Raw genomic sequence first — 10,962 nt, 5'->3', positions numbered from 1 at the left:
GGGGGGTGGGGTTTAAACTCTCAACCGGGGGGGGGGGGGGGGCCCACCCCCCCCCCCCCCCCCCCGCCGGGCTGTTGGATCCGGCGCCCTCAGGAACGGTCGTCGCGGCGGGCGGCCTCGTCCTCGGCCTGCTTGGCTTCGACCTCCGGGTCCAGGACCGACGGGCCGGTGCCGTCGACGGACGACAGGCGCCCCGACTCGGGGACCTCCGTCGCGGCCGGCGGCTCCACCAGCCAGTCCGGATTGGCCTGCTTGTCCCACCACTTCCACGCGGCGAAAGCACCGCCCGCGACCGCACCCAGGATCACCAGCGTCTTCGCGGCCTTACCGGCCTTGGCCCGCCGTTCGTGCTTGCGGACCAGCTTCTGGATCTCCTTGGGCGAGACCTGTCCACGCAGCGCGGACAGGGCGGCCACACTCCGGGCCGCGGCCTCGGTCGTGACAGGCACGGCCGCAGCCACCGCCTGCTCGATCCTCGGTCGCGAGTACTCCGCCGCCTGGCGGGCAGCCTTGCGGGTACGTTCGGCGGCTTCCTGGGCGGCCTGGTCGACCTTCGGCGGCACATGCGTGCGGGCCTGCTCCAGATACGGCTGCACATGGGTGCCGTACTGGACGCGCGCCTGCCCTGCGGCCTGCGTCACCTTGGGCGCTAGCCGTACGCGTGCCTCGTGTGCGTAGTGCGCGGCCCTGTCCTTGGCCGTGTCGGCGTAGGGCGCCACCACGTCCGCGGCGTGCAGCACGCTGTCCTTCGCCGAACCAGTCGCGGCGCGCACGCTGTCGATGCGGGTCACGGGTTCCTCCTCCTCGGTGGCGTACGGTATTTCGACTTTCCACCCTTTTACGGATCATGCCTCCCGACGCACGACCAGGCATGCGCGGAAGGGCATCCGGGTCACGGGAACCGGCATCCGGAGCCGATCACGTGCGATAGCGGATGAATGGGGAACAACAGGAGCTTGTCGTCGACAATGCCACGGATCGCTGCCGAGCGCCCCCGCCCCGGGGCTACCCGACTGGTTTTCTGCGAACACCCGCCGAGGGTTTCCCCCCGCTGCACCGAGGTCGGGCGACGCGGAGACCCGTCCGTGCGAGGATCAGGGAGTCACGGAAAGACAACGGAAGGCAGATCGTGGCCGAGCAGCTTTACGCCACCCTGAAGACCAATCACGGCGACATCGAAGTCCGGCTCCTGCCGAACCACGCCCCCAAGACGGTCAAGAACTTCGTCGAGCTCGCCCAGGGCGAGCGCGAGTGGACCCACCCGCAGACGGGTGCGAAGTCCACGGACAAGCTCTACGACGGCACGGTCTTCCACCGGGTGATCAGTGGCTTCATGATCCAGGGCGGTGACCCGCTGGGCAACGGCACCGGCGGTCCCGGCTACCAGTTCGAGGACGAGTTCCACCCGGACCTGCGCTTCGACAAGCCCTACCTGCTGGCGATGGCCAACGCCGGCCCGGGCACCAACGGCTCGCAGTTCTTCATCACCGTCTCCCCGACGGCGTGGCTGAACCGCAAGCACACCATCTTCGGCGAGGTCACCGACGCGGCGAGCCAGAAGGTCGTGGACACCATCGCCACGGCCCAGACCAACCCGCGCACCGACCGTCCGCTCAACGACGTGGTCATCGAGTCGGTCGTCGTCGAAACCCGCTGAGCGCGAAGGGCCCCGCCGGGAACGCGAAGACTCCCGCGGGGAACCAATCGCCCCGCTCATCCGTAGGGATGAGCGGGGCGGGCTTTTCTCACACGACCTAGGGGAGACCATGGACGACCAGGCTGCGAGCAGCCCGCAGGACGCCCACAGCGTCCCCATGTGCTACCGCCACCCGGACCGCGAGACCGGCATCCGCTGCACCCGCTGCGAGCGCCCGATCTGCCCCGAGTGCATGGTCAACGCCTCCGTCGGCTTCCAGTGCCCCGACTGCGTCCGCACCGGCTCCGGCACGGGCCACTCGCCCACGGCCGCCCTGCCCCGGACGATCGCGGGCGGCTCCATCGCCGCCGATCCCCGGCTGCTGACCAAGATCCTCATCGGCATCAACGTGGCCGTGTTCATCGCCGTCCAGGTCCACGAATCGCTGCTGAACGACATCGTCCTGCTCGGTGCCTGGCCGCCGGCCCCCTTCACGCCCACGCAGGGCGTGGCGGGAGGCGAGTGGTACCGCATGGTGACGTCGATGTTCACGCACCAGGAGATCTGGCACATCGCGTTCAACATGCTCAGCCTGTGGTGGCTCGGCGGCCCGCTCGAGGCGGCACTCGGCCGCGCCCGCTATCTGGCGCTCTACTTCATCTCCGGCCTCGCGGGCAGCGCCCTGGCCTACCTGCTGGCGTCCCCGACCACGGCGACCCTGGGCGCCTCGGGCGCGATCTTCGGCCTCTTCGGCGCGACAGCCGTGCTGATGCGCCGGCTCAACTACGACATGCGGCCGATCATCGCGCTGTTGGTGATCAACCTGATCTTCACCTTCAGCCCCGGCTTCAACATCTCCTGGCAGGCCCACATCGGGGGCCTGGTCGCCGGTGTCGTCGTCGGCTACGCCATGGTCCACGCCCCCCGCGAGCGCCGCGCGATCGTGCAGTACGGCACCTGCGCCCTGGTCCTGGGCGTGATCGTGCTCATGACCATTCTGAGGACGACGCAGCTCGCCTGAGCAGGCGTTTTCCACAGCGAGTGCCGGATCTTGTGCATACGGTGCGGGAACACATGTGCCCCCTGCCACCGACCTGCGTATCCGCAGGTCAGGCAGGGGGCGAACAAGTTTTCGAGTACCGGTACTTCCGTCATACCGGCGTCAACGCCCAACGGGTTATCCACAGATCGTCTTCATTATCCCCATGTGGAAAACCGCTGTGGATAACTCAGCGAACACCCCTGGGCAGAGCTGCGTTCACCGTGCGGTGACCGCTACTTCCACTGGGTCGAGACACCGAATCCGGCGGCGATGAAGCCGAAGCCCACCACGATGTTCCAGTTGCCCAGCGAGTCGATGGGCAGGGTTCCGTCGGTGACGTAGAAGACGACGATCCAGGCCAGGCCGATGAGGAACATGGCCAGCATGACGGGCGCGACCCAGGCACGGTTGCTGAGTTTGATGGCGGTCGTCTGCTTCGCAGGCGGCGGCGTGTAGTCGGCCTTCTTGCGGATACGTGACTTCGGCACGAGGGTCTCTCCTGTCGATGCGCTGCGTGGCCGCGCAGGTAACTGGGTCGGTCTCGGGGCAGCGTAAGGGGACTCCGATTGCTCCCCCGGGCGTCCGTTAGCGTAGTGCTTCTGCCGCGCCGAAGGAGATAAGGGTACGTTGAGCAATTCTGCCGACTCCCATGGGACGGGATCCACCCCTGAGCGCGTGCGGCGTTTCCGGCCTGTTCGCGTCCTCACGGCGGCCGTGTTCGCTCTCGCGGGTCTCATTTTCTTCACCAGCTTCAATACGGCCAAAGGCACCAACATCCGCACGGACACCTCCCTGCTGAAGCTGTCCGACCTGATCCACGAGCGCAGCCGTGAGAACGGTGAGCTGGACGAGACCAACGGCACCCTGCGCCAGGAGATAGAGGCCCTGGCGGAGCGCGACGACGGCAGCACCAAGGCGGAGGACGACAAGCTCGCCGGGCTGGAGAAGCGCGCGGGCACGCAGAAGCTCAGGGGCGACTCGGTCTCGGTCACGCTGAACGACGCTCCGCCGGACGCCACCGCGAAGCTCCCCGGCTATCCCGAGCCGCAGCCGGACTACCTGGTCATCCACCAGCAGGACCTGCAGGCCGTGGTGAACGCGCTGTGGCAGGGCGGGGCCAAGGGCATCAAGGTCATGGACCAGCGGCTGATCTCCACCAGCGCGGTGCGCTGTGTAGGCAACACCCTGATCCTTCAGGGCCGCGTCTACTCGCCGCCGTACAAGATCACGGCGGTCGGTGATCCGGGCAAGCTGCAGAAGGCGCTCGCGGCCTCGCCGGCCATTCAGAACTACATGGTCTACGTCAACGTCTACGGGCTCGGGTGGAAAGTCGAGGAGAACGGCCCGGTGACTCTGCCCGGCTACTCGGGCACAGTGGATCTGCACTACGCGAAGCCCGTGGAGTAGCGGCCAGGCCGGGGGAGCTGCCGGTGCGCGTGATCGTGAGGACCGTCAGCGAGCTCTGTATCACCGTCGGCAGCGTGATCGTGCTGTTCGTCGTCTACGTGCTCTTCTGGACGGGTGTGCGGGCCGACGGTGTGATGGACGACCAGATCGACCTGCTCCGGAAGGAGTGGTCGAAGCCCCATCCGCCGGCTTCCGGCTCCCCCGCGGGTCCTGCGAGACCCGCGCCCTACGCCAAGGGCAGGCCTTTCGCGATCATGTACATCCCGCGGTTCGGTTTCACGTGGAACAAGCCCGTGCTCGAAGGCACCGCCACCGGCACCCTGAAGAAGGGTTTGGGCCACTATGGGGAGACCGCGCAGCTCGGGCAGAAGGGGAACTTCGCGGTCGCCGGCCACCGCCGTACCCATGGGGACCCGTTCAAGGACTTTCCCGAGCTCAGGCGGGGCGACGCGGTGGTGCTGACCGACGGTACGACCTGGTTCACGTATCGGATCGACAAAGGCCCGTACAAAACAGTCCCGTCCGACATCGAGGTGATCGACCCTGTCCCACGTACATCCGGGTACACGCGTCCGGGCCGGTATCTGACGCTGACCACGTGCGAACCGGAATGGGGGCACAGTCATCGGCTGATCGTCTGGGCGCATCTGGACTCCACTCAGCCTGTGGAGGCCGGGAAACCAGAGGCGCTGCGCCGTTAGTCTGGTTGCTGTACGGCGTGGGTCTGGTGCCGTGGTACGACGGAAGGGACGGCATGTACGGCTGGATCTGGCGGCATCTGCCGGGAAACACGTGGGCGAAGGCAGTGATCTCACTCGTCCTGGTCGTGGCCTTGGTCTACGTCCTCTTCCAGTACGTCTTCCCGTGGGCGGAGCCGCTGCTGCCCTTCAACGATGTGACGGTGGACAACCAGTGAGCGCGCGCATTCTCGTCGTCGACAACTACGACAGCTTCGTCTTCAACCTGGCCCAGTACCTGTACCAGCTGGGCGCCGAGTGCGAGGTTCTGCGCAACGACGAGGTGTCGACCGCGCACGCCCAGGACGGTTTCGACGGGGTCCTGCTTTCCCCGGGTCCCGGCACGCCGGAGCAGGCCGGTGTGTGCGTGGAGATGGTCCGGCACTGCGCCGACACGGGCGTCCCGGTCTTCGGCGTGTGCCTCGGCATGCAGTCGATGCAGGTGGCGTACGGCGGTGTGGTGGACCGCGCGCCCGAGCTGCTGCATGGCAAGACGTCGCTGGTCGAGCACGGCGGCGGTGGTGTCTTCGCGGGTCTGCCGTCCCCTTTCACGGCCACGCGTTACCACTCGCTGGCCGCCGAACCGGCGACGGTTCCGGCCGAGCTGGAGGTCACGGCGCGCACGCACGACGGCATCGTGATGGGTCTCAGGCACCGCGAACTGCCGGTCGAGGGGGTGCAGTTCCACCCCGAGTCGGTGCTGACCGAGCACGGGCACCGGATGCTGGCGAACTGGCTGGTGGAGTGCGGCGACCAGGGCGCGGTGGCGAGGTCGGCCGGGCTCGCCCCGGTGGTGGGCAGGGCCACGGCGTGACCGCGCTGCGTCCCGAGCGCGAGTCCGACACCTCGTACGGGCAGCAGTCCTACGGGGTGTCGGGTGCGTTCGAGGACTGGTCGGGCGGGGGGTACGGGGCGTCCTCGCAGCAGGAGCCGTATCCGCCCGGGCCGGGGCCGGGAGCGCAGCCTCGGTCCGGTGTGCGGCATCCGGGGCAGTACGCGTCGTACGAGCCCGTTCCGGACGAGTCGTATCTGCCGCCCGTCGACGAGGAGACGGTGGCGCTGCGGATTCCGGATCCTCCGGCGGAGGACGGCTATCCCACAGCGGGTTCTCCGGCTTCTTCCGGCGCCCGGCGAGACGGATCCGCCTCCGGTGGCCGCGCGGCCCGGAGAAAGGCCACCAAACGCCGTCACGGGCGCCATGGAGGTGGGGCGGACACTGCGGTGGCAGCCCGCGAGGGCAGCGACTCCGATTCCGGGAGCCGGGCGGGGGTGCCGCTGTCCCGGGTCGAGGCGCGGCGGCAGGCACGGGCGCGCAAGCCGGGCCCGGCGGTCGTCGCGAGCCGGGCCATCGGCGAGGTGTTCATCACCACCGGCGTGCTGATGCTGCTGTTCGTCACTTATCAGCTGTGGTGGACGAACGTCCGGGCGCATGCGCAGGCGGGCCAGGAGGCCAGCAGCCTTCAGAACGACTGGGCGAGCGGCAAGCGCAACCCGGGGGTCTTCGAACCGGGGCAGGGTTTCGCCATCCTGCACATTCCGAAGCTGGACGTGGTGGTGCCGATCGCCGAGGGCACCAGCAGCAAGGGCGTGCTCGACCGGGGGATGGTCGGCCACTACGGCGAGGGTGCGCTGAAGACGGCGATGCCCGGTGACAAGACCGGCAACTTCGGCCTCGCGGGCCATCGCAACACCCACGGAGAACCGTTCCGGTACATCAACAAGCTCGCTCCGGGCGATCCGATCGTCGTGGAGACGCAGGACGAGTACTTCGTCTACAAGATGGCGTCGATCCTTCCGGTGACGCCGCCGAGCAACACGAGCGTGCTGAATCCCGTGCCCACGGGGTCCGGATTCACCAAGCCCGGCCGTTACATCACGCTGACCACGTGCACGCCGGAGTTCACCAGCAAGTACCGGATGATCGTCTGGGGCAAGATGGTCGAGGAACGGCCGCGCAGCAAGGGCAAGCCGGATGCGCTCGTCAGTTAAGGGCAGATGACCAGTGGCAGCGACCACCGACACGGACCACGAGAAGCACATCGGCGGGGCGTCCCGGCCGCCTGCGGCACGCCGCAGGCCGGGCCCGATCGCCATGGCGGTCAGTTTCTTCGGGGAACTCCTCATCACGGCGGGCCTGATCCTCGGCCTGTTCGTCGTCTACTCGCTGTGGTGGACGAACGTGGTCGCCGACCGGGCGGCCGGCAAGCAGGCCGACCAGGTCCGTGACGACTGGGCTCACGGCCGGGGCGGTCCCGGTGCGCTGGACACCAAGAACGGCATCGGTTTCCTGCATGTGCCGGCGATGCGGAACGGCGAGGTCCTGGTCGAGAAGGGCACGTCGAGCAAGATCCTCAACGACGGGGTGGCCGGCTACTACACCGACCCGGTGAAGGCGGCCCTGCCGATGTCGGGCAAGGACGGGAACTTCTCCCTCGCCGCCCACCGTGATGGCCACGGGGCCAAGTTCCACAACATCGACAAGATCGAAAAGGGCGATCCGATCGTCTTCGAGACGAAGGACAAGTGGTACGTCTACAAGGTCTTCGACATCCTTCCGGAGACCTCGAAGTTCAACGTCGAGGTCCTTTCCCAGGTCCCGAAGGAGTCCGGTAAGAAGAAGCCGGGCCACTACATCACGCTGACGACCTGCACGCCGGTGTACACGAGCACGTACCGGTACGTGGTGTGGGGGGAGCTGGAGCGGGTGGAGAAGGTGGACGCGGACCGGACACCGCCGAAGGAGCTGGGCTGACCGGCTTTTTCGCGGGCGGTGGGCCGCTAACATGACCGAGTCCCGAAGCCGCAACTTACTCTTGCGGCTTCGGGCTTCTGCGCGGTCGGGCCTCACTCCAGGTCGGTCAGGACCGCCCCGGCGCTCCATTCCTCCAGCAGCCCACGGTGTACGGCCGTGATGCCGCTCTCGGCTGCGATGTTGAGGGCGTCGCGGGTGAAGGGGCATGTCGCCACGAACAGGGCCACTTCGGAGTCGTGCAGGACCTTGGCCGCTCCGAGGAACTTCTGGAGCTCGGGGCTGGTGATGGAGAGGTGAGGCGCGAACCTCTTGCACTGGACGACGATGCTCCGCCCGTCGGCCGTGAGCGCGGTGATGTCGATGCCGCGGTCCCTTCCGCCGCCTTGCACGACGACGTTGGTGCAGCCGTCGCGGCGCAGCAGCTCGGCGACGTGTTCTTCGAACTCGCGCCCGTTCATGGCGTCCATGGTGGCCATCACTCCGGCGAGGGGGCGGTCCTCTCGGGGGGCTTCCAGCCGCTGCAGCCGGGTGTGGTGCTGCCGGAGCCGCTTCTCGATGCGCTGGACGCCTGCCCGGAGGGCGATGAGCTCTCGCCGGTGTTCGCCCGAGGTTTCGATCAGGGCGTTGAACATGGGGACGACGGTCGTCCCCAGGACGTGGGTGATGCGCTGGTCGATGCGGGCGTCGAGGGCGGCGGTGTCGGCCGGGGCAGGGTTTTCCACAGGCTGTGTGCGCGCCAGGTGCTCCATGTCGAGGAGGTACACACGCACCTGACGTGCGACTTCGCTGTCCCGGAGCAGCATGGCGATGTTGAGGACGGCGCGTCGGGGGAAGAGGGCCAGGGAGCGGGTGCGTGACTGGATTCCACTGAGGTTCTTGAAGGACCTCAGTTCTTCGCCGGTCAGCAGCCGGTAGCCGCTGGCTTCCAGCTCGGTCCGGTGGTCCTTGACGAGTGACTTGATGGCTTCGAGACCGACGTCGAAGTACGACGCCACCATCGCCGTCGTCACATGCATCCCGTCCGGCAGCAGCGACAGTGCCTTGACCCTGTCGAGTACGTCCGTGCGGTCGAGCACGCTGCCGCGTAGGGTCGGCGATTCCAGCAAGGCCGTTTCGTTGATCACGTTCTGTCCTCCGGCTCGGATGGCCGGGGCGGGTTCCGATGTCCCACCCCATCCGGCGAACGAGTCAGGACATATGAAGACACGATCGAGAGCCGCGCATGTTTGCGGGACGTCGGCGGTAGGGCACGGCAGAGCCCCCGGCCTCTGGAGGCCGGGGGCTCTGGGGATGTCCGTGCGGTGCGCGTGGAGGTCAGTCGTCCTCGTTGCTGCCGTTGAGGCCGCCGAAGATGCCGCCGTTTCCGCCGCCGCCGTTGTTGTTGTTGCCGCCGTTGTTGTCGCCGAAGCCGACGGTCTGGAGGGTGATCGTCGTCCCTGCCGGGTCGTCGACCTCCTGGTTGGGACCGGGGTTCTGGCCGGCGACGAGGGCGTTGTCGCTCTGGTCGCTGCCGTTCGCGAACTGGATGTTGGTGAAGCCCTGCTGCGCGAGGGTCTGCTTGGCCTGGCCGACGGTCTGACCGACGACCTGCGGGACCTTGACCTTCTGCTGCTGCTTCTTCTTGCCGATCTGGATGTTCACCGACGAGTTCGGGTCGACCGACGTGCCGGCCTGGGGCGTGGTCGCGATGACCTTGCCGACCTGGCTGTCGTCGTCGGTCTCCACCTCGGTGCAGTTGCCGACCAGGTCACTGGCCTGCATCTGCTGCTTGGCGGCGTTGCAGTCCCGGCCGAGGACGTCCGGGACGGTGGACTTCTGCGCTTCCTTGGCGACGGTCAGGGTGATCGTGGAGCCCTTCTCAAGCTCCGTGTCGACGCCGGGGTCCTGCTTGGTGACCACGCCGGGGGTGCGGTCGGACTCCTCGGTCTTCTGGTCGACGACGAAGCCCTTCTCCTCGAGCTGGGCCTTGGCCTTGTCGTAGGTCAGGCCCGTGACGTCCGGCACAGCCACCTTCGGTGCGCCCGTGGAGACCACCAGCGAGATGGTGTCGCCCTTGTTGACCTTCACCCCGGCCTTCGGGTCCTGGGAGCAGACGTTGCCCTTGGCCTGGTTGTCGCAGGGCTTGTTGGAGAAGGTCACTTCGACGTCGGAGTTCTCGGCCTGCTTCTTGGCGCTCTCCTTCGTCTCGCCGACGAAGTTGGGTGCCGCGAGCGTGTCGTTGCTCACGCCGTCTCCGCTGACCGCCCACCGGCCGATCAGGATCGCCCCGACCAGGACGAGGATGCCCGCCACCACCAGCAGGATCGTGGAGGTGTTGGACTTGCGCTGCTGCCCGCGGCGGCGGTCGGGGCGGTCGTCGTAGCCGAAGCCGCCGTCGTCCGGGTTCATCGGGGGCAGCATGGAGGTGGCGCCCGCGCCGGAGTCCGCGCGCAGGGCCGTCGTCGGCTGGTCGTCGGGGTAGCCGCCGTAGCCCACCGCGCCCATCGCGGCCGTGGCGGCGACCGGCTGGCCGTCGAGGCAGGCCTCGATGTCGGCGCGCATCTCGTCGGCCGACTGGTAGCGGTAGTCCGGGTCCTTGACGAGTGCCTTCAGCACGATCGCGTCCATCTCGGGCGTGATCTCGGGGTCGAAGACGCTCGGCGACTGCGGCTCCTCCCGGACGTGCTGGTAGGCCACGGCCACCGGGGAGTCGCCGACGAAGGGCGGACGGACGGTCAGCAGCTCGTAGAGCAGACAGCCGGTGGAGTACAGGTCGGAGCGGGCGTCGACCTGCTCGCCCTTGGCCTGCTCCGGGGAGAGGTACTGGGCGGTGCCGATGACCGCGGAGGTCTGCGTCATCGTCATGCCGGAGTCGCCCATGGCCCGGGCGATGCCGAAGTCCATGACCTTGACCTGGCCGTTGCGCGTCAGCATGACGTTCGCCGGCTTGATGTCGCGGTGGACGATGCCGGCGCGGTGCGAGTACTCCAGGGCCTGGAGGATGCCGATGGTCATCTCCATGGATCGCTCCGGCAGCAGCTTGCGGCCGGAGTGCAGCAGCTCACGCAGGGTCGAGCCGTCCACGTACTCCATGACGATGTACGGGATCGACACGTTGTCGATGTAGTCCTCGCCCGTGTCGTAGACCGCGACGATCGCGGGATGGTTGAGCGAGGCGGCCGACTGGGCCTCCCGGCGGAACCGGGCCTGGAAGGAAGGGTCACGCGCGAGATCCGCGCGCAGCGTCTTCACCGCCACGGTGCGGCCGAGGCGGGTGTCATGCGCGAGGTAGACCTCCGCCATGCCACCACGCCCGAGCACCTGGCCCAGTTCGTACCGGCCGCCGAGGCGACGCGGCTCTTCCATAGCTACCTACCAGCCCTCTCCGTCGGTCCCGACCGGCATGTTT

Annotated in this window: 12 protein-coding genes; 8 read left to right on the top strand and 4 right to left on the bottom strand. The window is 67.9% G+C overall.

Features of this window, described 5'->3' with window-relative positions:
* Positions 1–89: 89 nt before the first annotated feature.
* Positions 90–791, bottom strand: coding sequence for a DUF5324 family protein (locus ABTX60_RS09375; RefSeq protein ID WP_352096466.1), 702 nt, complete (start codon positions 789–791; stop codon positions 90–92).
* 338 nt (positions 792–1,129) lie between these two features.
* Here ABTX60_RS09375 and ABTX60_RS09370 point away from each other — a divergent pair, with 338 nt between their 5' ends.
* Positions 1,130–1,657 (top strand): peptidylprolyl isomerase, encoded by a 528-nt coding sequence (locus tag ABTX60_RS09370; protein WP_352096464.1) that lies wholly within the window; start codon positions 1,130–1,132, stop codon positions 1,655–1,657.
* A gap of 109 nt (positions 1,658–1,766) precedes the next feature.
* Positions 1,767–2,657, top strand: coding sequence for a rhomboid family intramembrane serine protease (locus tag ABTX60_RS09365; protein ID WP_352096463.1), 891 nt, complete (start codon positions 1,767–1,769; stop codon positions 2,655–2,657).
* A 254-nt stretch (positions 2,658–2,911) separates the two neighbouring features.
* On the opposite strand, the gene crgA is transcribed toward ABTX60_RS09365, so the two are convergent.
* Positions 2,912–3,166, bottom strand: coding sequence for a cell division protein CrgA (gene crgA / locus ABTX60_RS09360; protein WP_031137573.1), 255 nt, complete (start codon positions 3,164–3,166; stop codon positions 2,912–2,914).
* Positions 3,167–3,305: 139 nt separating this feature from the next.
* Between crgA and ABTX60_RS09355 the strand changes: the two genes are divergently transcribed.
* Genes ABTX60_RS09355 through ABTX60_RS09330 form a run of 6 tightly spaced genes read left to right on the top strand, consistent with a single transcriptional unit; the run spans position 3,306 to position 7,574 of the window.
* A complete protein-coding gene (locus tag ABTX60_RS09355) occupies positions 3,306–4,085 on the top strand; it encodes a DUF881 domain-containing protein (RefSeq protein WP_352096462.1) in 780 nt (259 codons plus the stop codon).
* A 23-nt stretch (positions 4,086–4,108) separates the two neighbouring features.
* Entirely contained in the window at positions 4,109–4,786 is a 678-nt protein-coding gene (locus ABTX60_RS09350) for a class E sortase (RefSeq protein WP_352096461.1), read from the top strand.
* A 17-nt stretch (positions 4,787–4,803) separates the two neighbouring features.
* Positions 4,804–5,001 carry a hypothetical protein gene (locus ABTX60_RS09345; RefSeq protein ID WP_352096459.1) on the top strand — a complete coding sequence of 66 codons (198 nt, stop codon included), beginning with the start codon at positions 4,804–4,806 and terminating at the stop codon, positions 4,999–5,001.
* Positions 4,998–5,636, top strand: coding sequence for an aminodeoxychorismate/anthranilate synthase component II (locus ABTX60_RS09340; protein ID WP_352096458.1), 639 nt, complete (start codon positions 4,998–5,000; stop codon positions 5,634–5,636). Before ABTX60_RS09345 ends, ABTX60_RS09340 begins: the two co-directional genes overlap by 4 nt.
* Positions 5,633–6,811, top strand: a complete 1,179-nt coding sequence (locus ABTX60_RS09335) for a class E sortase (RefSeq protein ID WP_352096457.1) — start codon at positions 5,633–5,635, stop codon at positions 6,809–6,811. Before ABTX60_RS09340 ends, ABTX60_RS09335 begins: the two co-directional genes overlap by 4 nt.
* Before the next feature lie 13 nt (positions 6,812–6,824).
* The gene (locus tag ABTX60_RS09330) at positions 6,825–7,574 is read left to right on the top strand and encodes a class E sortase (RefSeq protein WP_352096456.1); all 750 of its coding nucleotides are present in this window, start codon (positions 6,825–6,827) and stop codon (positions 7,572–7,574) included.
* Positions 7,575–7,666: 92 nt separating this feature from the next.
* Here ABTX60_RS09330 and ABTX60_RS09325 read toward each other — a convergent pair whose 3' ends face one another.
* Both ABTX60_RS09325 and pknB read right to left on the bottom strand, forming a co-directional pair.
* The gene (locus tag ABTX60_RS09325) at positions 7,667–8,698 is read right to left on the bottom strand and encodes a restriction endonuclease (RefSeq protein ID WP_352096455.1); all 1,032 of its coding nucleotides are present in this window, start codon (positions 8,696–8,698) and stop codon (positions 7,667–7,669) included.
* A gap of 190 nt (positions 8,699–8,888) precedes the next feature.
* Complete coding sequence (gene pknB / locus ABTX60_RS09320) at positions 8,889–10,919, bottom strand: Stk1 family PASTA domain-containing Ser/Thr kinase (RefSeq protein WP_352096454.1); 2,031 nt, start codon at positions 10,917–10,919, stop codon at positions 8,889–8,891.
* Between the last annotated feature and the right edge of the window lie 43 nt (positions 10,920–10,962).

Origin of the sequence: Streptomyces sp. NPDC126510, assembly GCF_040302345.1 — a bacterium.
Classification (GTDB): Bacteria; Actinomycetota; Actinomycetes; order Streptomycetales; family Streptomycetaceae; genus Streptomyces.
This window is presented reverse-complemented; position numbering and strand designations above follow the sequence as displayed.

Coding starts and splice junctions, on each gene's coding strand:
- ABTX60_RS09365 (WP_352096463.1), top strand. CDS start 1,767: ATGGACGACCAGGCTGCGAGCAGCCCGCAGGACGCCCACAGCGTCCCC.
- pknB (WP_352096454.1), bottom strand. CDS start 10,919: ATGGAAGAGCCGCGTCGCCTCGGCGGCCGGTACGAACTGGGCCAGGTG.